This window comes from Billgrantia kenyensis, from assembly GCF_013697085.1.
Taxonomy (GTDB): Bacteria; Pseudomonadota; Gammaproteobacteria; order Pseudomonadales; family Halomonadaceae; genus Halomonas; species Halomonas kenyensis.
This window is the reverse complement of record NZ_JACEFT010000020.1, coordinates 40673-63049: the sequence shown is the minus strand read 5'-3', so window position 1 is coordinate 63049 and position 22377 is coordinate 40673. Positions and strand designations below refer to the sequence as shown.

The 22377-nt window shown below is 64.5% G+C and carries 17 protein-coding genes; 11 read left to right on the top strand and 6 right to left on the bottom strand.

All coding sequences use genetic code 11. The annotated features are described in order from the left end of the window. Window positions 1–30: 30 nt before the first annotated feature. The 4 genes from odhB to sucD all read left to right on the top strand — a co-directional run bounded on the left by odhB (window position 31) and on the right by sucD (window position 5270). Window positions 31–1581: a 2-oxoglutarate dehydrogenase complex dihydrolipoyllysine-residue succinyltransferase gene (gene odhB, locus H1D44_RS14840; protein WP_181515638.1), complete on the top strand. Its 1551-nt coding sequence runs from the start codon at window positions 31–33 to the stop codon at window positions 1579–1581. Window positions 1582–1633: 52 nt separating this feature from the next. Beyond that, window positions 1634–3073, top strand: a complete 1440-nt coding sequence (gene lpdA, locus H1D44_RS14835; protein ID WP_181515637.1) for a dihydrolipoyl dehydrogenase — start codon at window positions 1634–1636, stop codon at window positions 3071–3073. Between the two features lie 158 nt (window positions 3074–3231). Beyond that, window positions 3232–4398: an ADP-forming succinate--CoA ligase subunit beta gene (gene sucC, locus H1D44_RS14830; RefSeq protein WP_181515636.1), complete on the top strand. Its 1167-nt coding sequence runs from the start codon at window positions 3232–3234 to the stop codon at window positions 4396–4398. After that, entirely contained in the window at window positions 4398–5270 is an 873-nt protein-coding gene (gene sucD, locus H1D44_RS14825) for a succinate--CoA ligase subunit alpha (RefSeq protein WP_181515635.1), read from the top strand. The genes sucC and sucD overlap by 1 nt, the downstream gene beginning before the upstream one ends. Before the next feature lie 85 nt (window positions 5271–5355). On the opposite strand, the gene H1D44_RS14820 is transcribed toward sucD, so the two are convergent. Further along, a complete protein-coding gene (locus H1D44_RS14820; protein WP_181515634.1) occupies window positions 5356–7200 on the bottom strand; it encodes a calcium-binding protein in 1845 nt (614 codons plus the stop codon). A 397-nt stretch (window positions 7201–7597) separates the two neighbouring features. Here H1D44_RS14820 and H1D44_RS14815 point away from each other — a divergent pair, with 397 nt between their 5' ends. From H1D44_RS14815 to H1D44_RS14805, 3 genes are all read left to right on the top strand, one after another. Beyond that, window positions 7598–9352, top strand: coding sequence for a type I secretion system permease/ATPase (locus tag H1D44_RS14815; protein ID WP_238984543.1), 1755 nt, complete (start codon window positions 7598–7600; stop codon window positions 9350–9352). Beyond that, window positions 9349–10665 carry an HlyD family type I secretion periplasmic adaptor subunit gene (locus H1D44_RS14810; RefSeq protein WP_181515632.1) on the top strand — a complete coding sequence of 439 codons (1317 nt, stop codon included), beginning with the start codon at window positions 9349–9351 and terminating at the stop codon, window positions 10663–10665. Before H1D44_RS14815 ends, H1D44_RS14810 begins: the two co-directional genes overlap by 4 nt. A 72-nt stretch (window positions 10666–10737) precedes the next feature. Beyond that, on the top strand, window positions 10738–11652 hold the full coding sequence (locus tag H1D44_RS14805) for an urea carboxylase-associated family protein (RefSeq protein ID WP_181515631.1): 915 nt from the start codon (window positions 10738–10740) through the stop codon (window positions 11650–11652). Here H1D44_RS14805 and siaD read toward each other — a convergent pair. From siaD to H1D44_RS14780, 5 genes are all read right to left on the bottom strand, one after another. Then, on the bottom strand, window positions 11649–12431 hold the full coding sequence (siaD, locus tag H1D44_RS14800; protein WP_181515630.1) for a biofilm regulation diguanylate cyclase SiaD: 783 nt from the start codon (window positions 12429–12431) through the stop codon (window positions 11649–11651). The genes H1D44_RS14805 and siaD overlap by 4 nt on opposite strands. Before the next feature lie 2 nt (window positions 12432–12433). Beyond that, window positions 12434–12814: a biofilm regulation phosphoprotein SiaC gene (gene siaC / locus H1D44_RS14795; protein WP_181515629.1), complete on the bottom strand. Its 381-nt coding sequence runs from the start codon at window positions 12812–12814 to the stop codon at window positions 12434–12436. Between the two features lie 21 nt (window positions 12815–12835). After that, window positions 12836–13369: a biofilm regulation protein kinase SiaB gene (siaB, locus tag H1D44_RS14790; protein ID WP_181515628.1), complete on the bottom strand. Its 534-nt coding sequence runs from the start codon at window positions 13367–13369 to the stop codon at window positions 12836–12838. A gap of 22 nt (window positions 13370–13391) precedes the next feature. Then, window positions 13392–15437, bottom strand: coding sequence for a biofilm regulation protein phosphatase SiaA (gene siaA / locus H1D44_RS14785; RefSeq protein WP_181515627.1), 2046 nt, complete (start codon window positions 15435–15437; stop codon window positions 13392–13394). 165 nt (window positions 15438–15602) lie between these two features. After that, a complete protein-coding gene (locus H1D44_RS14780) occupies window positions 15603–17543 on the bottom strand; it encodes an exoribonuclease II (protein WP_181515651.1) in 1941 nt (646 codons plus the stop codon). A gap of 195 nt (window positions 17544–17738) precedes the next feature. Here H1D44_RS14780 and H1D44_RS14775 point away from each other — a divergent pair, with 195 nt between their 5' ends. The 4 genes from H1D44_RS14775 (at window position 17739) to H1D44_RS14760 (ending at window position 22288) form a co-directional block, all read left to right on the top strand. Next, the gene (locus H1D44_RS14775; RefSeq protein WP_181515626.1) at window positions 17739–18536 is read left to right on the top strand and encodes a Cof-type HAD-IIB family hydrolase; all 798 of its coding nucleotides are present in this window, start codon (window positions 17739–17741) and stop codon (window positions 18534–18536) included. Between the two features lie 162 nt (window positions 18537–18698). After that, window positions 18699–19421, top strand: coding sequence for a response regulator (locus H1D44_RS14770; protein ID WP_181515625.1), 723 nt, complete (start codon window positions 18699–18701; stop codon window positions 19419–19421). 80 nt (window positions 19422–19501) lie between these two features. After that, window positions 19502–20905 (top strand): ATP-binding protein, encoded by a 1404-nt coding sequence (locus H1D44_RS14765; protein ID WP_181515650.1) that lies wholly within the window; start codon window positions 19502–19504, stop codon window positions 20903–20905. 111 nt (window positions 20906–21016) lie between these two features. Continuing rightward, window positions 21017–22288, top strand: coding sequence for an ABC transporter substrate-binding protein (locus tag H1D44_RS14760; RefSeq protein ID WP_422671671.1), 1272 nt, complete (start codon window positions 21017–21019; stop codon window positions 22286–22288). Window positions 22289–22377 lie beyond the last annotated feature (89 nt).

The window sequence follows — 22377 nt, the reverse complement described above, 5'->3', positions numbered from 1 at the left end:
GGACGAGAGAGAACATACAAGGGAAACGAAATGGCTACCGAGATCAAAGCGCCCACTTTTCCGGAATCCGTTGCCGAAGGCAGCGTCGCTGCCTGGCACAAGAAGCCGGGTGACAGCGTCGAGCGCGACGAACTGATCGTCGAGATCGAGACGGACAAGGTGGTGCTCGAGGTGGTGGCGCCGGAAGCCGGCACGCTGTCCGAGGTGCTGGCCGAAGAGGGCGATACCGTGCAGTCCGAGCAGGTGCTGGGCAAGATCGGTGCGGGCGGCGCCAAGGGCGGCGAGCAGAAGAAAGAGAAGAGCAGCGACAAGGCCGACGCCAAGCCGAAGAGCGAAGCCAAGGCGGCGCCGGCTGCGGCTGGCAAGTCCCACGAGGTGAAGGCGCCGACCTTCCCCGAGTCGATCCAGGAAGGCACCGTGGCGACCTGGCACAAGAAAGTGGGCGAGGCGGTCAAGCGTGACGAAGTGCTGGCCGATATCGAGACCGACAAGGTGGTGCTGGAAGTGGTCGCGCCTGCCGATGGCGCCCTGGCCGAAATCAAGGCCGAAGAGGGCAGCCAGGTCGAGTCCGAGGCGGTGCTGGCGATCTTCGCCGAGGGAGCCGGTAGCGCACCGACGGCCGCCGACGAAGCCCCGGCGGCTTCCGCCGACGATGGCTCCGGCGACGAGAAGATCGGCGACAAGATCCTCGCGCCGGCGGCGCGCAAGATGGTGGCCGAGCACGACCTCGACGTGAGCAAGATCGAGGGGACCGGCAAGGGTGGACGCATCCTCAAGGAGGATGTGCAGCGCGCCGTTCAGGCCGGCACGGCCAAGAAGAGCGCTGCACCTGCAGCTGCACCCAAGCAGGCGGCAGCCGCCGCTCCGGCCTTCGAGGGCGAGCGCCCCGAGAAGCGCGTACCGATGAGCCGCCTGCGCCAGACCATCGCCAAGCGCCTGGTCCAGGCCCAGCAGACTGCCGCCATGCTCACCACCTACAACGAGGTGGACATGGGCGCAGTGATGAGCCTGCGTGCGCAGTACAAGGACAGCTTCGTCAAGGCGCACGACGTCAAGCTCGGCTTCATGGGCTTCTTCGTCAAGGCGGCCTCCGAGGCGCTCAAGCGCTTCCCGGACGTCAATGCGTCCATCGACGGCACCGATATCGTCTATCACGGCTATCAGGACATCGGCGTGGCAGTTTCCACCGACCGTGGCCTGGTGGTGCCGGTGCTGCGTGACACTGACAGCATGAAGATCGCCGACGTCGAGAAGGGCATCGTCGACTTCGGCAAGCGCGCGCGTGACGGCAAGCTCGGCATCGACGAGATGCAGGGCGGTACCTTCACCATCACCAACGGCGGCATCTTCGGCTCGCTGATGTCGACGCCGATCCTCAATCCGCCGCAGACCGCCATCCTGGGCATGCACAAGATCCAGGAGCGTCCCATGGCCGTCAATGGCAAGGTCGAGATCCGCCCGATGATGTACCTGGCCCTGTCATACGACCACCGTATGATCGACGGCAAGGATGCGGTGCAGTTCCTCGTCACCCTCAAGGAGCTGCTCGAGGACCCGGCGCGCCTGCTGCTGGACATCTGAAGGCGCCCGACTCAACGGACTCAAACGCGAACCGATCAACAGGAAGAACCACATGGCCGACAAATTTGATGTGATCGTCATCGGTGCGGGCCCCGGGGGCTACGTGGCCGCCATCCGTGCCGCCCAACTGGGGCTGAAGACCGCCTGCGTCGAGAAGTGGGTCAACAAGGAAGGCAAGACCGTCCATGGCGGTACCTGCCTCAACGTGGGCTGCATTCCCTCCAAGGCGCTGCTCGAGACGTCCCACAAGTTCGTCGAGGCGCGCGATCACTTCGCCGAGATCGGCATCGACCTGGAGCCGCCCAAGCCCAACGTGGCCAAGATGCTGGAGTTCAAGAACTCCGTCATCGCCAAGAACGTGGGCGGGATCAGTGCCCTGTTCAAGGCCAACGGCGTGACGGCCATCGACGGTACCGGCAAGGTGGTGGGCAACAAGCAGGTCGAAGTCACCGATCATGACGGCGGCAAGACCACCTATGAGGCTGACAACATTGTCATCGCCGCCGGTTCGGTGCCGGTGGAGATCCCGCCGACCCCGCTGCACGAGGACATCGTCGTCACCTCGACCGGCGCACTGGAGTTCACCGAGGTGCCGGGACGCCTGGGCGTGATCGGTGCTGGCGTCATCGGCCTGGAACTGGGCAGCGTGTGGAGCCGCCTGGGCAGCGATGTGGTCGTGCTCGAGGCCATGGACAGCTTCCTGCCGATGGTCGATACCGCCATCGCCAAGGAGACCCAGAAGCTGCTCAAGAAGCAGGGCCTGGACATCAAGTTGGGCGCACGTGTCACTGGCTCCGAGGTCAAGGGCAACGAAGTCGTGGTCAAGTACAGCGACAATGACGGCGATCAGGAAGTGACCTTCGACAAGCTGATCGTCTGCGTCGGTCGCCGCCCCTATACCCAGGGCGTGGTCGACGACGGCGTCGGCGTGGGCCTGGACGAGCGCGGCTTCATTCACGTCGACGACCAGTGCCGCACCAGCGTACCGGGCATCTATGCCATCGGCGACTGCGTGCGCGGCCCGATGCTGGCCCACAAGGCCTCCGAAGAGGGCGTGATGGTGGCGGACATCATCGCCGGTCACAAGGCGGAGATGAACTACGACGCCATTCCCAGCGTGATCTACACGTCGCCGGAAGTGGCCTGGGTCGGCATGAACGAGCAGGAAGCCAAGGCCAAGGGCATCGAGGTCAAGACCGGCAGCTTCCCGTTCTCGGCCAACGGCCGGGCGCTGGCCAACAACGCCCCGGAAGGCATGGCCAAGATCATTGCCGATGCCGAGACCGATCGCATTCTGGGCATGCATATCGTCAGCCAGCACGCCGGCGAGCTGATTGCCCAGGGCGTGATCGCCATGGAATTCGGCTCCAGCGCCGAGGATCTGGCACTGACCTGCTACGCTCACCCGAGCACTTCCGAGGCGATTCACGAAGCGGCGCTGGCAGTGGATGGGCACGCCATCCACATGGCCAATCGCAAGAAGCGCAAGTAACGCGGTACAGAATTAGCTGTAACAACAAGCGCCATCAAGGGATGGCGCGTCGTCCCCGGCGATGTACCGGGGGCGGACGGGGGTGACCCGGCATCGGTCGTTACAGGCGATGTTTCGCGGTTGCCATTCGAGTCACATGCAACCAATGGCATGAATCGATGAACCTTCACGAGTATCAAGGCAAGCAGCTGTTTGCCGATTATGGTCTGCCGGTTTCCAAGGGCTTCGCAGTCGATACCCCCGAGGAAGCGGCGGAAGCCTGCAAGAAGATCGGCGGCGACATGTGGGTCGTCAAGGCCCAGGTCCACGCGGGTGGCCGCGGCAAGGCCGGCGGGGTCAAGCTGATCAAGAGCCCGGAAGAGGCCAAGGCCTTCGCCGAGCAGTGGCTGGGCAAGAACCTGGTGACCTACCAGACCGACGAAAACGGACAGCCGGTCGCCAAGATCCTGGTCGAGAACTGCACTGACATCGCCGAGGAGCTCTACCTGGGTGCCGTGGTCGATCGCACCACCCGTCGCGTGGTGTTCATGGCTTCCACCGAAGGTGGCGTCGAGATCGAGAAGGTTGCCGAGGAGACCCCCGAGAAGATCCTCAAGGCCGAGATCGATCCGCTGGTCGGCGCACAGCCGTACCAGGCGCGCGAGCTGGCCTTTGCCATGGGCCTCAAGGGCGATCAGGTCAAGCAGTTCACCAAGATCTTCCTGGGCCTGTCGCGTCTGTTCCACGAAAAGGACCTGGCGCTGCTCGAGATCAACCCGCTGGTGATCACCGACGAAGGCAACCTGCACTGCCTCGACGCCAAGATCAACCTGGACAGCAATGCGCTGTATCGCCATCCGGACCTGCAGGCGATGCGCGATCCGTCCCAGGAAGACGAGCGTGAAGCCGAGGCGGCCGAGTGGGACCTCAACTACGTGGCCCTGGAAGGCAATATCGGCTGCATGGTCAACGGCGCCGGTCTGGCCATGGGCACCATGGACATCATCAAGCTCCACGGCGGCCAGCCGGCCAACTTCCTCGACGTAGGCGGCGGTGCGACCAAGGAGCGTGTGGCTGAAGCGTTCAAGCTGATCCTCTCCGATGATTCCGTCAAGGCGGTGCTGGTCAACATCTTCGGCGGCATCGTGCGCTGCGACATGATCGCCGAGGGCATTATCGGTGCCGTCGAGCAGGTCGGCGTCAACGTGCCGGTGGTGGTGCGTCTCGAAGGTAACAACGCCGAGCTGGGTGCCGAGAAGCTGGCTTCCAGCGGTCTGAACATCATCGCTGCCACGAGCCTCACCGATGCGGCTCAGCAGGTCGTCAAGGCAGCGGAGGGCAAGTAATGAGTATCCTGATCGACAAGAACACCAAGGTCATCTGCCAGGGCTTCACCGGCGGGCAGGGGACCTTCCACTCCGAGCAGGCGCTTGCCTACGGCACCAAGATGGTTGGCGGCGTGACCCCGGGCAAGGGCGGCCAGGAGCACCTGGGCCTGCCGGTGTTCAACACCGTCAAGGAAGCGGTCGAGAAGACCGGCGCCGAGGCCAGCGTGATCTACGTGCCGGCCGCCTTCTGCAAGGATTCGATCCTCGAGGCCGCCAATGCCGGCATCAAGCTGATCGTATGCATCACCGAAGGCATCCCGACGCTGGACATGCTCGACGTCAAGGTCAAGTGTGACGAGCTGGGCGTGCGCCTGATCGGTCCGAACTGCCCCGGCGTGATCACGCCGGGCGAGAGCAAGATCGGCATCATGCCGGGCCACATCCACAAGCCGGGCAAGGTGGGTATCGTGTCGCGCTCTGGCACCTTGACCTACGAAGCGGTCAAGCAGACCACCGACCACGGCTTCGGCCAGTCCACCTGCGTGGGCATCGGCGGCGATCCGATCCCGGGCTCCAACTTCATCGACATCCTCGAGATGTTCGAGAAGGACCCGAAGACCGAGGCGATCGTGATGATCGGCGAGATCGGCGGCACCGCCGAGGAAGAGGCGGCGGCCTACATCAAGGCCAACGTCTCCAAGCCGGTGGTGTCCTACATTGCCGGTGTCACCGCACCTCCGGGTAAGCGCATGGGCCACGCTGGCGCTATCATCTCCGGTGGCAAGGGTACCGCTGACGAGAAGTTCGCCGCGCTGGAAGATGCCGGTGTTCGTACCGTCCGCTCCCTGGCCGAGATCGGCGATGCGCTGAAGGACGTCACCGGCTGGTAAGCCTGGCTTCATCGGCAGTTGACCAAACGGGGCGCCTCATCGAGGCGCCCCGTTTCATTCCATCTTCCGCTCTCCAGTGTGCGCTTCAGGCGAGTGCCTCGTCGAAGCGCGGGGCATCCATGCCCAGCAGCTGAAGTTCGAGATCGTCGGTTTCAATGGCCTGCGGCAGCTGCTTGTCGTCACCTTGGGCGCGGTAGGCGAAGCGCCATGCCTCGCCCGGCGCCAGCTCCCGTGAATCGCCGACCCGATAGGCCTCACCCTCACGGCTGAACTCGCCGTTCCATAGCGTATCCAGTTCGTCGTCCAGTTCGAAGCGGAGGTCGGGCAGCGCCACTGTCTCCCGGGTCACGTTCTCGACAAAGATCTCGGCGCTATGGCCGCCACTCCATTCGCTGAGCGTATTGCCGGTCACGACCAGCTCGGTCGTGTCGTCGATCAGCGGAGGCAGCAGGCCATCCTCATTCGCCAGCACCTCCCGCTCGCTGGGTACGGGCATCGGCTTGGCGTCGAACAGGCTGCGTGAGGCCACGTGCAGCGTGGTGCCGTCGCCGAATACGGCATACTGCATGTCGATGAGGGTGTCGTCGGTGCCCTTGTCGTCGCGGATGCGTACCTCGTCGTCGACGAAGTCGATGCGGTATGCGTCGAAGCCGCTGGTATAGCGGGCGGTATTGGTACCGCCACCGCCGATCAGAACGTCCTCACCGTCGTTCCAGTCGTCGCCGGGGCCGCTTTGCAGGATGTCGTTGCCGGCGCCGCCGATCAGGGTATCGTCGCCCAGGCCGCCGTTGAGGTAGACGCCATCGTCGCTGCCGCGAATCACGTCGTCGCGGCGGGAGCCAACGACATAGTCGAAGCGGACCTGATTGGCGTCCGGGTCGGTGGGAGCGCCGAACGTTTCTCCCTCCTCGTTCACCCACAGGGTCGGGGACAGACCGTCGTTTTCCGGATCGCGCAGCGAGCGCTCGACCCTCACCTGATTGCCGTGGTCGCGGCCGCCATGGAAGTTGACGTCGCGATCGGTATGAGCGACCTCGATGTCGTTGTCGACGGAGGAGCGCCAGGAGGCGAATACCAGGCCATGTCGCATGCCGCTGTCCTCCAGGCCGGTGAAGGTGCCGTCGTAGCTTTCGCGCAGCTCGAAGGCATAGCCGTTGCCACCGCCGCCTTTGTTGAAAGCGCCTTCGGCGGAGATATCGGTAACGTCGGCATTCACTGATCGCGAAAAATGAAAGGCGGTGGATGGGCCATGCTTGACCTCGATATCGTGGAGCTGCGAACCGATGGTGCCGTCGAGATACACGCCTTTGAAGCCCGTCAGTTCGCTCTCGGTATTCTGGAAGCTTGCAGCGTCGGGCGTGCCGAGCTCGAAATCGATGCCGAAACCCGATAGTGAAACCTCATCGACACTGGCCACTCGTTCCACCTGGGTCTTGCCCGCTTCGAAATCGAAATGCACTCCACGGTCCAGGCTGACTCGCCCATCTTCCACTGCCGTGACCTTGGCCATGCTGGTGCGCAGCTCCGCATGCTCCTGCTTGCGCCACGTGCTGTCGCCGATTTCATCAAGAAAGGCGCTGTCGTTGTCCTGCCACAGGCGCAGGGTATCGCCCACTTCCAGTTGGGTATCGATGGCGATACTCGTCTCTCCCTGCCGGACGGCGGCATCGAGGGCGCCAAGATCGAGGCTGTCGGCTGTGCCGTCCAGTTTGATGGTATGGCCCTGATCCAGGGCGCTGCGGGTGAAGGTCAGGCGGGTAGTGTCGGCGCCGGCTCCGCTGAGGGTGAGGTCGGAACGTTCGATGGTCAGAGGGCCATCGAGCGTATATTCTCCCGCCGTGAGTTCGATGGTGGCGCCGTTCGGTGCGTCATCGATCAGGGTCTGAAGGGCCGTTGCCGTCGTCGATGGGCCAGCCTTTAACACGGACATGTCGTCTCTCCTCGTGCACTTTGTTTGCTTTGTTTTCAAGACTCATTGTCGAGGTTTGCGATGTGACGAGTGGCGAGATGCTAAACGCTGAGCGACGAGAAAAACAGGCGGTCGAGGCGCCAGAAGGGTGGGAATTGGACAGGCTTGCCGGCTTTGTAACGATTAACTCTACCTAGAAAAATTGTCCGGGTCGTGATGCCTGGCGGCGACGCTGATGGCGAATGAAGAGAGAGGACGCCTGGGCAAGAAACATAACAAGACCCGCCGTTACGAAAACCATCATTCCGTAGTCATCGCTTCGCTGCGGCTCTGTTAGTCTGCCCCGCTTCAAGCCTTCATACCGTCGTTCTCGTGCCGCGAGTGCGAGCCGGAGTATCTCTGCGGGAGGATGCAAGCCATGGCCTCCGAGACCGTCGACGATCTCGCGAGAGCGCTGCGCCAGTGCCGGCCGACTCTGGTGTGGGTGCTCGGCTTCAGCCTTTTCGTCAATGCCCTGATGCTGATGCCGGCGCTCTACATGCTTCAGGTGTACGACCGGGTCATTACCACCGGCAGCCGCGAGACGCTGCTGCTGCTTACCCTGGTTGTGCTGTTCCTGATGGCAGTCATGGGCTTTCTCGATGTGGTGCGGTCACGGCTGCTGGTGCGTATCGGCAATCGCCTCGATGCTCGGCTAGGGGGACGTTTGCATCAAGCCATATTCGCCCGGCAGCTCGTCGGCGAGGGGCGTACCTCGGTGCAACCGCTGGATGACCTGCGTACGCTGCGCCAGTTCTTCTCCGGCAATGCGCTGTTCGCCTTCTTCGATGCCCCCTGGGTCCCGCTCTATCTGACCCTGCTGTTTCTCTTCGACCCCTGGCTCGGCGTTTTCGCCAGTCTCGCAGGGCTGGTGCTGCTCGGCCTGACGCTGATCAATGAAAAGCTGACCCGGGGGCTCATGCGGGATGCGGGTGAGCGCTACCGCGAGGCGCGTGAGCAGGTCGCCGACAGCCTGAACGGCGCCGAAGTCGCCCGCTCCCTGGGCATGCTGTCGACGCTGCGGCAGCGCTGGCTGGCCAAACATCGAGCCGCACTCGTCTTGCAGTCGCGCGCGAGCGACCGGGCCAGCGGCCTGACCCAGCTCGCCAGGACCCTGCGCCTGACATTCCAGTCGTTGATCCTCGGCCTGGGGGCGCTGCTGGTACTGGAAGGGCGAATCACGCCGGGCGTCATGATCGCCGCTTCTATCGTTCTGGCCCGCGCTCTGGCGCCCATCGACGGCATGATCGGCGCCTGGCGGGGATTGGTGAGCGCCCGCGACGCCTATCGGCGCTTGGCGACGCAGCTCAGGGAGACGCCCGCCGAACGCCAGCGCCTGGCGCTGCCCGCTCCCCGGGGCGAGGTGGCAGTCGAGTCGGCCACGCTGCTGGCGCCGGGGTTTGACCGGGCCGTGATCGATGACATCGCCTTTCACGTAGAACCCGGCGAACACGTCGGCATCGTCGGACCGAGTGCGGCCGGCAAGAGCAGCCTGGCCCGTTTGCTGGCCGGCGCCCAGGCGCCGGCTCGGGGCGCGGTGCGTCTCGATGGGGCGAGCTTCGAACAGTGGGATCGTGCCGCCTTGGGCCCCTCTCTGGGCTATCTGCCCCAGGAGATCGAGCTCTTCGACGGCACGGTGAGCGATAACATCGCCCGCTTCGGCGAGCCATGCGCTGAGCGTGTGGTCGAGGCGGCGCGCAAGGCCGGCGTGCACCACATGATCCTGCGCCTGCCAGCGGGCTACGAGACTCGGCTCGGGCACTCCGGCGCCATGCTGTCGCGTGGGCAGCGTCAACGGGTGGCTCTGGCCCGTGCCCTGTATGGCGAGCCGGTGCTGGTGGTACTCGACGAGCCCAATGCCAATCTCGACGACGCCGGTGATCGCGCGCTGATGGCGGCGCTGGAACGCCTCAAGCAGGATGGCGTCACCCTGTTCGTGATCACCCACCGGCGCAGCGTACTGGCAAGCGTCGACACGCTGTTGGTGCTCGACGAGGGGCATCTTCGTTTGCAGGGCGCTCGTGATGAAGTGCTGGCCCGACTGGAGGCCGCCACCCGCAGGCGTGAAGCGTCGGTACGACCGTCGAGCCGGCCCGCGCCTTCCCGGCGTACGGCGCGCGAGGCGGGAACATGATCTATCCGCAGGAAGCGACGTCGACTGCCATGCCGGTGCCGCCCGTCGATCCTCGTCCCTGGCAGCGCATCGGTCTGCTGGTGCTGCTGATTGCTTTCGGCGGCTTCGGTGGCAGGGCGGTGGCAGCCAATCTGGCGGTGGGGGTCGTGGCGTCGGGCAAGGTGACAGCGGCTTCGTCCACGCGCTCGGTGCAGCACTACGAAGGCGGTATCGTCAGCGAGATCCGGGTGGCCGATGGCGATCGCGTCGAGGGGGGCGAGGTCCTGGTGGTGCTCGACGATACCCGCGCGCGTTCGCAGCTTCAGCTGGCTCGCAACCAGTATCTGCTCAACCGGGCCAGTGAAGTGCGGCTGTCGGCCGAGCTGTCCGAGCGCGAGACGCTGACCTTTCCAGCCGAGCTGCGCGACAGCCAGTCGCGTCGTGTGCGCGAAGCGCTGGCGGTGCAGCAAGGGCTGTTCTTTGCCCGCCGACAGGCGCTCGACGGTACCCTGGCCACCTTCGAGCAGCAGGCCTATCAGTATCGGGAGCAGCGCGAGGGCTTGGAAGCGCTGATCGAGGTCAGCCGGCAGCGAGTCGCCTCACTGGAGGAAGAGGCGGAGGACCTGCGCAGCCTGTTCGAGCGTGGCCACGGCGATCGGCAGCGTTTGCGTGAGCTGGAGCGTGATCTTCTCGAGCTGGAAGGGGAGACGGCCCAGCAGGAGTCGAATGCCGCGAGCATCGACGCGCAGATCAGCGAGAACCGTCTGCAGCGGCAGATACTGCGCCAGGAGTTCCAGCAGGAGACTGGCGAGCAGCTGCGGGATGTGCAGGCGCAGATCGCCGACGCCGAGGAGCGCATCACTGCGCTAGAGGACGAAGTGCGGCGCACCGCCGTGCGAGCGCCGGTTACGGGCAGTGTCGTCGATCTGCGCCTGCACAGCAGCGGCGCGGTGATCGATCCGGGCGATGCGGTACTGGACATCGTGCCGGCGGACGAAGGGTTCGTGGTCGAGGCGCGCGTGCCGGTCCACGAGATCGACAGCCTGCATCCCGGGCAGACGGCGCGCATCCGCTTCACCGCCTTCGACCAGCGCTCGAGCCGTGCCGTCGAGGGCGAGCTCGTCCATCTCTCCGCCGACAGCCTGGTGGACGAGACCACGGGCAGCGACTACTACCTGGCGCGCATCGCCGTGGACGATACGCGGCTGCCCGAAGAGAGGCGGCTGGTGGCGGGCATGCCGGCCGAGGTGATGATCCATACCGGCGAGCGAACCTTTGCCAGCTACCTGCTCGAGCCGTTCAGCGACGTCCTGGCCCGGGCCATGCGCGGCTAGCCGTTCGCCTGCGTTGACGTGACGTGGCGCGCTATCCGCTAGGCTGAGGGCAAATGTGCTTGGAGAACAACGATGAGCAAGGTACCCGCCGCCTACCAGGCGACCCGAGGCTCCGTCCTCGACGTCGACAGAGCATTCTATTCGCGGCTGACCGACCCAGCGGCCCGGGAGCGGGTCGACTCGCTGGTGGTGCCGATTCGCGAGGGGCGGGCGTGGCAGGTGCCCGCCGGGCACGTGATGCGGCTCACGACCCTGGAGGGCCCGCAGGTCGGCGACCTCAACCTGTGGAGCCGGCACAACCCGCGGGAGCGCTTCTGGGCCTCGCGCACCCGCCAGCTGCAGCGTGCCCACGTCTCCACCTTCGATCGACTATGGTCGACGCTGCCCTATCTGCGCCCCATGGCCACGATCATCGACGACAGCCTGGCGGGCTATGGCGTCGACGGCAGCGGCGTGGACGAACAGGGCGGACGTATACATGATCTGCTGGGAACCCGCTGCGACCCCTACGTCAATCGCCTGCTCACCGGCGAGGACTTCGATCACCATTGTCACTCCAACCTGGTGCGTGCCGTGCTGCCGCATGGCCTTACCGAGTTCGACGTGCACGACGTGCTCAACGTGTTCCAGTGCACCGGCCTCAACGAGGATGACCAGTATTTCATGAAGGCCTGTCCGGCGCGGCAGGGCGACTATCTGGAGCTGTTCGCCGAGATCGATCTGCTGTGTGCCCTTTCGTGTTGCCCGGGTGGCGATCTGTCGGTGGAACTGTGGGGGCCGAACGCCGGCGATCCGCTGTTGACCTGCCACCCGATCGGCGTGGAGGTGTTTCGCCTCGACCCGGAGTTGCTGTCGGGATGGCGCTCGCCGGGCTATGCGCCCTACCGGGGCGGGCACGGTCTTCACGGGCCCAGCATCGACTGGGCGACGGAAAAGCGGTGCGTCGCTGAGCGGCATGAAGGCCGCAACGGGGAGAGGAGTGTCTAGAGAGAGTCGCTGAGGATGCGGTCGCGGCCTGCCCGCTTGGCCTTGAGCAGCGCTTGATCGGCACGCTTCACGGTGAGGTGGTGAGGATCACCGGGGCGGTGCTGGCTCAACCCGGCGCTCACCGTGACCGAGATCGTCTGTTGGCCGGTACGCACCGTGACTTTCGAGAGGCGTGAGCGCAGTCGTTCCACGATAGTGCTGGCTTCGTTGCGGTCGGTATCGACAAGCAGAAGCAGAAACTCTTCCCCGCCCCACCGGGCGCAGAGGTCGTATTCTCGCAGGCTGGCGCTCAACGCCTGGGTGAGGGCGACCAGGACACGATCGCCCACGTCGTGGCCGTGGTGGTCGTTGATCCTCTTGAAGTGATCGATATCGAGCAGCGCAAGGGTAAAGGCGCGGTGCTCTGCGACAAGGGTCTCGAGGCGCTCGCAGATCAGGCGACGGTTGGGAAGCTCGGTCAGAGGGTCGTGTGTCGATGCTTGGCGCAATGCCTTGTTGCGCTCATGCATCAGGGCCTGGTAGCCATCGGAGATACGCGATAGCTTGCGTTGGCGGCGAAGGGTGCGCTCGTAGCGCTGCTGGGTAACCTGCCGCGCTTCCATGGCAAGCAGCTGATAGCGGTCGGAGATGTCGATCAGCCGATGCATTTGCCCGCGCTGCTCACAATGGTGCCGATAGAGGCGTTGCAGGGCATCATGCAGAGGGTGGCCAGCATGCTCACTGGAGTCGAGCAGGGTCGCTATTTCCGCCAGCAAGGCTTCGTCGTGGTCATCCTTCATGGCTAGGTTCCGGCAGGAGTAATGGCAAAAGGATAGCTGCAATCTTCGCGAAACTCATCGGCCAATTCGGCGATGCGTTCGTTGCGAGCATCGTAGTGCCACGTGACCGATACCTCGCGGCCCGCTTCGAAAGCTTCTTCCAGCAGGTCAAAGATGTCCATCATGGCCTTGACCGAGCTGGTGTTCAGGTAGACCAGAGCGAGTTCCAGGTGCAGTGGCCGCTGCTCCTGGGTGAGAAAGTGACGTACCCAGTGAATCACTTGGTCGAAGAGTTCGTAGGAATTTTCAGGATAGGAGTCACCTTGCATGGCAAGACGCCCGGCTTGCCAGTCGCTGCGAATGGTTGGCGTGGACAGGCTGCCGGGAATATCGATATCAGTCATCATGGTAGTCATTGGCAACGGTCAAATCGTGGCTGTCAGGCTGAAGAAACTGCGCTCATTGGGCAGTGGCTGTAATGCCGCTTGCAACGGGCGGCTGGATTTGCGGGCCATATCTAGCAGCCCTAGGCCGGCTCCTGAGTGGCCTCCGGCTTCCCTTGGATGGCGCAGCTGTTGCTTGTAGGCCTGTTTGAGCGCTTGTTTGTCGAGCAGGGCAAGCGCATCGACGGCGGCTACCAGACGCTCACCGTCGGCCCGCTCGACCAGGTTGCCAGCGCTTACCTGGTAGCTTCCCTCGCCACTGCGCGCCACTGCCACCGTAGCCGCACCCAACTCATCGTCATAGCCCTGGCGTCGAGCGTAATGGCGTATGTTCTGGGTCATCTCGATATAGACGGCGAAGACGTCCATGGCCGCAGAGGGTGCGGCTTGCTGGGTATCGAGATAGTTGCGCAACGCCTTGCCGATCTCTTCGATCAGGCTACGTGATATGGGGCCATTGAAGCACAGCATGATGCGCTCATGCTGGTAGCTCTCCCTCATACTCAGTAAGTCCATGGCAATTCCTTGGCTTGAAACGTTATCGCTGATCGGAAGGGGGCGGGTCTCGAGACACCGGCCCGGCCCCTTCCGACGTCGAGCAGAATATCAATAGGGTGATGTCGTCACGTTGACTGTGAGCGCCTCGGTAATCGTCGAGTGCCTGCTCGAAAGCGGCCAGCTGGGCATCGAGTGGTGACGCTGCCTGGGAGAGCAGTAGCTCCTCGAAGCGGCTGTTACCGAAGCCAAAGCCGTGATCCCCTCCGGCCTGATCGAGAAAGCCGTCGCTGCACAAATAGTAACGCCATCCGTCATGCAGCGGCACCTGTTGATTGCTGTAGCGGGTCGGACGGCGATGTCCCAGGGCGCGCTTGTGGCCCTTGATGCGCTCGAGCCGGTTGCCGTCGCTGGCATAGAGGTCGAGCTTGGCGCCTGCATAGGTCAAGCAATGGCGGTCCAGGTCGACCCAGGCCAGGCCGATATCCATGTTGGTGGCAATGGAGGAGGGCAACTGCGATTCCGGAAGCAGCTCGCGGGACTGGTGATCGATCTCATTGAGCAGGGCGGCAGGGTTGTCGGCGCCTTCCTGAGCGATGGCGTTGTCGATGATGGCGCGTGCCAACATGGTCATCAGAGCGCCGGGTACCCCGTGACCGGCACAGTCCACGATGCCGATCAGGTAGCCCCGGGGCGTGGCGCGGAAGATATAGAAATCGCCGCCCACGGTATCGCGCGGTTGCCACAGCACGGCGTAATGAGTGTCGAGGTGTGCCTTGAGCTGGGCGTCGGGCAGGATGGCCTGCTGAATGATGCTGGCGTACTGGATGGAGTCGCCAAGCTGCTTGTGGGCGGCGGCCATGGCTGAGTGAGCGGTCTCCAGTTCGCGGGTCCGCTCGCGGACTTGAGCCTCCAGGTTGACGGTATGATCTTCCACCTGACGGGCCATATGCGAAAAGGCTTGGGAGAGCTCGCCGATCTCGTCATGGCGCTCGGTGGGAAGCCGCGAACGGTAGTCGCCGTCGGCGATGGCGCGTGCCGACAGGGTCAGGCGGTGCAACGGCATCAGGATCAGACGGTGCGTGGCGTAGGCAAAGGCTGCCGTCAGAACGCTCAGAACCAGGATCAGGGCACCAACCAAAGGCCAGAACCAGCGTCCTTCGAGTATGGGGGCGGCTTGCTTGTCCAGCGAGGTGACCAGCAGCCACTGAAGCTCCGGTATATAGCCTACCGAAAGCAGTCTCGGCTCGCCTTGGATGTCGACGTTCAGGGCTTGGATGTCTCCCGGACGACGTATTGCACCCTGCATCGCGCGCCTGAGCTCGTCGCGCTGGCCATTGTCGGCGATCAACGACTGGATATGCTGATCGCTGTCGATATCGAAGGGGCTGCTGCCCGCGCCGAGTGCCACGCGAGCCTGGTCGGGGTGGGCGCGTATCGTGCCGCGGGGATCGACGATCATCGGGGTTACCCCGGGGGCACTGGCACGGATGAAGTGGGTCAGAAAGTCATCGAGATCGAGGGCACCGCCGGCCAGGCCAAGGAGCTCCCCGTCATCGTGGACCTTGACGTTGACCCATAGCATGCTGCGTTCGAGCACAGGGTCGGCCTGGATGGTGATGTCGTAGGTGGAAGTGCTGGCCATGGTGGCGAAGTACCAGGCGTGCTCATCGTCATCCGCGGAAAGGCGATAGTGGGGTGCCGGCTCGGCGTTGCGTCGATCGGCGAAGTAGTAGTCGCGACTGGCGTGATCGATGATGAAGTAGGTATTGCTGCCGAAATGCTGGCGAAAGCCCTCGGCCTCGGCGAAGAAACGTTCGCGGCGTTCGGGGTCGTCCGGTTGGCGTAGCCACTCACGGGTGACCACCGAGTTGGCGAAGCGGCGTGACAGGGCCAGCTCGCGGGATACCGGTGCGGAAATGCGCTGCATCTGCAGCAACGTGTACTGTTCGGCATAGGCCGTGGCGAAGTGACGGCGTACTTCATCGACGGCCTTCCACCCGATCAGCAGGGCCGGAATCAGTGCCAGCAGACAGGCCAGCAGCAAGGTTGCGACCGACTTGCCTCGCAGTCCGAGGTGTACTGCCATCGTATTGGCTTCCCTGATGGGATGGGCTTACCCACCTGTATTATTCCTTTACATTACCTTGCCTTAATTCCTTGGTTTATGCGACTCCTCATTCTTCCAGGGCCGTTACGACGAGGCCCCGACAGGAAGAACCTGCGGGGCCTCGTCGAACGCTCGGTTCGGCTGTCACATGGCCGGGCGTGCCACCAACGAGCGGGTTTCCTCGCGGGCCTCTATCAGCTCCACGCGAATCACGTCACCCAGCTTGTAGCGCTCCTCTCCCTCGACCTGGATGCGGCCTTCCTTGTCGTCGATGGCCACCTTGTCGCGGTCGCTGTGCAGCATCGGGGCCGGCACGAAAGCGGTGGCACCGTTGGCGGTCAGGCGCACCCGCATGCCGCCGCGGCTGATGCCGAAGATCTCCGCCTCGAAGGCCTGCTGTTCCTTGGCCGCCGGTGTCAGGTAGCGTACGTAGAGCCAGTCCTTGACGTCGCGCTCGGCCATGCGGTTGAGGCGGCGCCGCTCGGTGAGCTGCTCGGTCAGCGCCTGGGTCGCCTCGGCCGGGGCCTGCTCGCCCTTGAGAACGCGCTTGATCAGGCGGTGATTGACCATGTCGCCATACTTGCGGATCGGCGAGGTCCAGGTGGCATAGGCAGCCAGGCCCAGGCCGAAATGCGGGCCCGGCCGGGCGGACATGCTGGTGAAGCCCTGGAAGCGGCGCAAGCGGGCATCGAGCCAGGCGTCGTCACGGCTCTCCAGTGCGCGCTTGAGCTCCTTGTAACGGGGCAGTTCGAAAAGCGCCTCGAGTTCGACCTCGACCTGTTGGGCGGTGAGGAACTCGTGGGCGGCCTCTGCCTTCTCCGGGTCGAAGGCGCGGTGCACGTTGAAGATGCCATGGCCGACGTGCTCGGCTAGCAGGTCGGCGCAGCAGGCATTGGCGGCGATCATCGACTCCTCGATCATGCGGTTGGCGATGCGCCGCTCCTCGATGCGTACATCGAGCACGTTGCCGGCCGGATCGAGGTCGAAGACGTAGTCTGGGCGATCCTTGAACACCAGCGCATGCTCGGCACGCCAGGCGGCCCGTGCCTCGGTCATGTCGCGCAGTGCATGTAGCTGAGGGGCAATTGCTGCGTCCGGCGTCCACTCGCCCTGGCCTTCGAGCCAGTCCGAGATCCGGTCGTAGACCAGCTTGGCCTGGGAGCGCACCTGGGCGGCAAAGAAGCGATAGTCGCCGAGGCTGCCGTCGGCTTCCACTTCCAGGGTGCAGGCCAGTACCGGACGATGTTGCCCTTCGCGCAGGGAGCAGAGGTCGTCGGCGAGCTGCTCGGGCAACATGGTGACGTTCTGACCCGGCAGGTAGACGGTGAAGGCACGGGTACGGGCCTCGAGATCGGCCGCATGGCCCTCCTCGACATAGGCGGTGGGATCGGCAATGGCTACCGTCAGGCGCCAGCCGCCACCTTCGCGGGGCTCGATGCGCAGCGCATCGTCCATGTCGCGGGTTTTCTCGCTGTCGATGGTGAAAAAGGGCTCGGTGGTGAGATCCTCGCGCTCGAGGCCTTCATCACGCAGCGGCCAGTCGTTGCCGGCCTCCGGGCACGCCTGTTCAAGAGCGTGGCGGGCAAGGGTGACGCGCCAGGGAACAGCGGGGTCGTCGGACTTGGCCACCAGTTCGTCGATCTGGGTAAAGAAGGCGCGGTCATCAGGCTTGAGCGGGTGACGAACCAGCCGCGCCACGACCCAGTCGCGGTCGCCGATGCTGGCTTCATCGAGGCTGTTCTTGATCCTCGCCTTGAGGGCGTTGTTGATCGAGGGGTGGTCGGGCACCACCGCCAGGCGACCGTCGCGCTTCTGCACCCGGGCGATGAAGCGGCTCAGGCCCGCTTCGAGCAGGGTGTCGGGCTCGACGGAGGTCTTGTCGCCGTTTTCGTGAATCACGGCCTGCACGCGATCGCCATGGAGCACTTGCTTCATGGCCGGGGGCGGGACGAAATAAGACTGGCCGTCATCGGTTTCGAGAAACCCGAAGCCCTTGTCGGTGGCCTTGATCACTCCCTCGGCGCGGGGCGTGGTTTCACGAATCTGTTGCTTGAGCTGGGCGAGCAGCGGGTTATTCTGCAGCATGATCACGAACGTGTGGCGGGATAAGAGAGCCACTATACGGATTCCCGAGGCCGGCGCCAAACGCTGTCGGGCCAGTCGCGACAAAACGACCGCCTGCCAGGGGGCAGGGTAGGCCAGGAAGGAAAGCCGCCTGTTACTGGGCTTCTGCGACTGGCTGCGTTAGCCTCTTTCGAGAAGCTGAAGCGATGGATGCCCATGACACCTCACCTGATCGTCTCCGACCTCGACGGCACGCTGCTCGATGCCAATCACGACCTGCACCCCGAGACCGTCGAGACCCTGCGCCTGCTGGCCGGGCAGGGGCATCATCTGGCCTTCGCCTCGGGGCGCCATTTCCGCGACATGCTGGCCTTTCGCGAACGACTGGGCGTACCGCTCCACGTGATCAGCACCAACGGCGCTTACCTGCACGGCCCTGAAGGCGACCTGCTCTCCTCGCGTCACCTCGAGGCGGAGCTGGCGCGTGAGCTGATTGCGCTGGAGCGGGACGACAGTGTGCGCCTCAACCTCTATCTCGAGCACGAATGGCTGATCGACGCCCCGGAACCGCGTCTGCTGGCCTACCACGCCCACACCGGCTTTGGTTACCGTGTGGTCGAGCCGTCCAGCCTGGACGGGGAGGGAGTGGGCAAGGTGCTCTATATCGGCGAGCCCGGGCGGCTGGCCGGGCTCGAGGAGCAAGTGCGCCAGCGTCACGGGGAGCGTCTTCACGTCACCTACTCCACGCTCAATTCGTTGGAGGTCATGGCCGGTGGCGTCAACAAGGGGACGGCACTGCAAGCGCTGCTCGCCGCCCTCGGCCTCGACAGCGAGCGCTGCCTGGCCTTCGGCGACAACCTCAACGATACCGAGATGCTCAGTCTCGCCGGCGAGGCGCACGTGATGGCCAACGCACATCCCGAGCTGGCTGAACGGGTTCCGGTGGCGCGCCGTATCGGGCACCATGCCGAGACGGCGGTGGCCAGGCACCTGCAGGCGCGTTTTTCCCTGTAGCGCGGCGCCCCCTGGCGTCTGTAGGCCCCTTCGCGGGCAGGTAGCACGATGCGACGTTGGTCTAGGTCCCCTTGTCCCGCCGCTCGTGCATGCCCATCATCGAGCCCATAACGACAACGACCCACGGCGCTGCCTCGGCACCGCCCCTGCCATCGGACGACGATGACGACAACGCCCGCCACTCTGATCGTGGTCGACGACGACCCCGAGATCCGCGAATTGCTGGTCGATTACCTGGGGCGCCACGGCTACCGTGCCCTGGCCGCCGAGGACGCCGGAGCGCTGCACCGGCTGATGGCCAGCGAATCCCCCGACCTGCTGATCGTCGATATCATGCTGCCCGGCGACGACGGCTTCACCATCTGCCGCGACATTCGCCGCGCAAGCGATGTGCCGATCGTCATGCTCACCGCCAGCGCCGATGAAACCGATCGCATCCTGGGGCTCGAGCTCGGTGCCGACGACTACCTGGGCAAGCCGTTCAATCCACGCGAGTTGCTGGCGCGAATCAAGGCGGTACTGCGCCGCTCCCGCGGCGGTGTGGCAGCGGATCCGGCCCGGGCACGGCTGGTTGCTTTCGGCACCTGGCGCCTCGATCGCATGACCCGCGAGCTGATCGACGAACACGATGGGCGCATGCCGCTGTCCGGGGCCGACTTCCAACTGCTGCAGGTCTTCCTGGAGAACCCCGAGCAGGTGCTGTCGCGGGAGGCGCTGTATGAGCTGACTCGCGGCCGGCCGGCACCGCCGCTGGATCGCTCCATCGACGTGCACGTCTGCCGCCTGCGCCAGCGCCTTGGTGAGGATACTCACTATCATCAGTTGATTCGTACCGTGCGCGGTGCGGGCTATGTCTTCACCGCTCGGGTAGAAGCGCTGACGTGAGCGAAGGGCTGAGCCACCGTGGAAAACGGCGTCTGGCACGCCTGCTGCCGCGCACCCTGCGCGGGCGATTCGTGCTGATCATGCTCGTCGGCGTGCTCAGCGCGCAGTTGGCCAGCTACGCCGTGTGGACCTCCCAGGTGCGCTCGAGCCAGCTCGAGCAGCTCGACGAGCTGTCGCGCAACGTTGCCTACAGCGTCGCCTCGACCATGCGCTTCTTCCGCTCCCTGCCTTTCGAATACCGCCATATCGTGCTCGATCAACTGCGCAACATGGGCGGCACACGCTTCTTCGTCAGCGTCAATGAACGCCGCATCCCGGTGGAGGACATCGGTACGGGGCCGGAGAAGGCACTGGTGGTGGACAACTTCCACGAGATACTGACCAGCGAGCTGAACATCGATGACGTGCTGGTCGAGTTCTCTCGCACCGAGACGCTGCGCGTCTACAACAACGAGGTGCTGCTGCACGACCTGCCGCCACGCTGGGGGCAGCACAGCCTGCTGATGGAGCCGCTGTCGCCGCCGATCCTGGTGGTGCAGATGGAGCTGGGCCCCGAGACCTGGCTCTACGTGGCCACGCTGCTGCCGGTGCCCGACCTGTTCAACGAGCATCGCTGGCTCTCCGGGGAGCGTCTGCTGGCGAGTTTCATGGTGCTGCTGACGGTGATTGGCCTGTCGCTGCTCGGCATCCGCGGCGTGACCCGGCCGCTGGCGCGCTTGTCACGGGCGGCGCGCCAGCTGGGTGACGATCTCGATGCGCCGCCGCTGCGCGAGACCGGCCCACGGGAGGTGGCGGCGACTGCCGTGGCGTTCAACCGCATGCAGGAGCGCATCCGTGATCAGGTCGAGGAGCGCGAACGCCTGTTCTCGGCCATCTCCCACGATCTCAAGACGCCTATCACACGAATGCGCCTGCGTGCCGAGATGCTCGACGACCCGCTGCAGCGCGAGCGTTTCTGTGCCTCCCTCGACGAACTCGATCTGTTGGTCAAGGGAGCACTGGCCTCGGTGAAGGGCTTCGACCTGCACGAGGCGGTGGCGCCGGTCGACCCCCGCTCGGTGCTCGGGGAACTGGCCGAGGAGCTGGCGCTGCAGGGCGGGCAGGTGAAGATATCGGGCCGTGCCGAACCGCTGTCGGTAAAGCCGCTGGCGTTCAAGCGTTGCCTGGCGAACCTGTTGGAGAATGCGGTCTTCTACGGCAAGCGTGCCGAGGTATTGCTGGATGACTCGCCCGTACGGCTCAAACTCGTCGTGCGCGATCACGGGCCGGGTATTCCTGAAGATCAGCAGGAGCGGGTCTTCGCCCCATTCGTGCGCCTCGAACCTTCGCGAAGCCGTAACACGGGGGGCAGCGGCCTGGGACTCGGTATTGCTCGTCACATCGCCCGGACCATGGGCGGGGAGGTTCGCCTGGCCAACCCGCCAGGTGGAGGGCTGGAGGTGACCGTGGAACTCCCTCGGCCCACGGGTGTTACAGCGCTGTAATATTAGCCTAATACTTTGCAGGACTAAGTAACCCCCCATGTGGCAGCTCTCGGTTAGCGTTACTGACACGCCGGTCGTAACCGGGTCAATAACAACAGCAGGAGCATGCCGATGTATCCATTCAATATCTCGTTCAGCAAGACGGCTCTCGTCCTGGCCACCACCGCGGCGGCTTCAATGGCGTATGCCAGTGCCCAGGCGGCCGAGGTGGAGGTGCTGCACTGGTGGACCTCGGGCGGCGAAGCCCGTGCGGCCAACGTGCTCAAGGAGCTGATGGAAGCCGAAGGTTATGGCTGGGAAGACTTCGCCGTGGCTGGCGGCGGCGGCGAAACGGCCATGACCGTACTCAAGTCCCGCGCCATGTCCGGCAACCCGCCCTCGGCCGCCCAGATCAAGGGGCCCGAAATACAGGAGTGGGGCGAGCTGGGCCTGCTGGGCGAACTGGACGAGGTGGCCGAGGCCGAGGGCTGGGATGCACTGCTACCCACCACCGTGGCGGATGTCATGCGGCACAATGGCAGCTATGTGGCGGTGCCGGTCAACGTTCATCGGGTCAACTGGCTGTGGGCCAACCCCGAGGTGCTTGCGGCAGCCGGCGTGGAGATGCCGACTACGCTCGATGAACTGTTCGTCGCCGGTGAGGCGATTCGCGAGGCAGGCTACATCCCGTTGGCCCATGGCGGCCAGGCCTGGCAGGACGCCACCGTGTTCGAGAGCGTACTGCTTGCCAGCGGCGGTACCGAGTTTTATCAGCGGGCGCTGGTCGAGCTCGACGAGGAAGCCTTGGGCAGTGCGCAGATGATCGAAGCACTGGAAACTTTCAAGCGTCTGCGCGAGTTGATGGACGATGACATGTCCGGCCGCGACTGGAACATTGCCACTTCCATGGTGATCAATGGCGATGCCGGCATGCAGCTGATGGGCGACTGGGCCAAGGGCGAGTTCACTGCCGCCGAACTCACCGCCGGCGAGGAGTATCTCTGTGCCGCCGCACCGGGCACCCAGGATGCCTTCACCTTCAATATCGACAGCCTGGCCATGTTCCGCGTCGAGGGGGTGGAGCGCGAGGCACAGCAGGCCCTGGCACGGCTGGTGCTGGAGCCGACCTTTCAGGAGGCCTTCAACCTGGCCAAGGGGTCGATTCCCGCCCGTCCCGACCTCGACATGAGCGAGTTTGACACCTGCGCGCAACAGTCACTGGAGGATTTCCAGCGCACCGCCGAGGAAGGCGGGCTGGTGCCCAGCATGGCTCACGGCATGGCGGTCCGGGCCGACGTGCAGGGCGCTATCTTCGACGTGGTGACCAACTACTTCAATTCGCGTGACATGCCAGCCGAGGAGGCCGCGCGGCGGATGGTGAATGCCGCCCAGGCAGCACTCTAGGCCTGGCCTGAGTCACGTTCCGCCAAGGCTGGGCTTGAGAGTCCTTCAGGCCCGGCCTTGGCGGCCCGCCGTTCACGTCCGAGGTTTCC

Coding starts and splice junctions, on each gene's coding strand:
- H1D44_RS14805 (WP_181515631.1), top strand. CDS start 10,738: ATGAGCAAGGTACCCGCCGCCTACCAGGCGACCCGAGGCTCCGTCCTC.
- sucD (WP_181515635.1), top strand. CDS start 4,398: ATGAGTATCCTGATCGACAAGAACACCAAGGTCATCTGCCAGGGCTTC.
- H1D44_RS14775 (WP_181515626.1), top strand. CDS start 17,739: ATGACACCTCACCTGATCGTCTCCGACCTCGACGGCACGCTGCTCGAT.
- H1D44_RS14760 (WP_422671671.1), top strand. CDS start 21,017: ATGTATCCATTCAATATCTCGTTCAGCAAGACGGCTCTCGTCCTGGCC.
- siaA (WP_181515627.1), bottom strand. CDS start 15,437: ATGGCAGTACACCTCGGACTGCGAGGCAAGTCGGTCGCAACCTTGCTG.
- H1D44_RS14765 (WP_181515650.1), top strand. CDS start 19,502: ATGCTCGTCGGCGTGCTCAGCGCGCAGTTGGCCAGCTACGCCGTGTGG.
- H1D44_RS14810 (WP_181515632.1), top strand. CDS start 9,349: ATGATCTATCCGCAGGAAGCGACGTCGACTGCCATGCCGGTGCCGCCC.
- sucC (WP_181515636.1), top strand. CDS start 3,232: ATGAACCTTCACGAGTATCAAGGCAAGCAGCTGTTTGCCGATTATGGT.
- lpdA (WP_181515637.1), top strand. CDS start 1,634: ATGGCCGACAAATTTGATGTGATCGTCATCGGTGCGGGCCCCGGGGGC.
- H1D44_RS14820 (WP_181515634.1), bottom strand. CDS start 7,200: ATGTCCGTGTTAAAGGCTGGCCCATCGACGACGGCAACGGCCCTTCAG.
- siaC (WP_181515629.1), bottom strand. CDS start 12,814: ATGACTGATATCGATATTCCCGGCAGCCTGTCCACGCCAACCATTCGC.
- siaD (WP_181515630.1), bottom strand. CDS start 12,431: ATGAAGGATGACCACGACGAAGCCTTGCTGGCGGAAATAGCGACCCTG.
- siaB (WP_181515628.1), bottom strand. CDS start 13,369: ATGGACTTACTGAGTATGAGGGAGAGCTACCAGCATGAGCGCATCATG.
- H1D44_RS14780 (WP_181515651.1), bottom strand. CDS start 17,543: ATGCTGCAGAATAACCCGCTGCTCGCCCAGCTCAAGCAACAGATTCGT.
- odhB (WP_181515638.1), top strand. CDS start 31: ATGGCTACCGAGATCAAAGCGCCCACTTTTCCGGAATCCGTTGCCGAA.
- H1D44_RS14815 (WP_238984543.1), top strand. CDS start 7,598: ATGGCCTCCGAGACCGTCGACGATCTCGCGAGAGCGCTGCGCCAGTGC.
- H1D44_RS14770 (WP_181515625.1), top strand. CDS start 18,699: ATGACGACAACGCCCGCCACTCTGATCGTGGTCGACGACGACCCCGAG.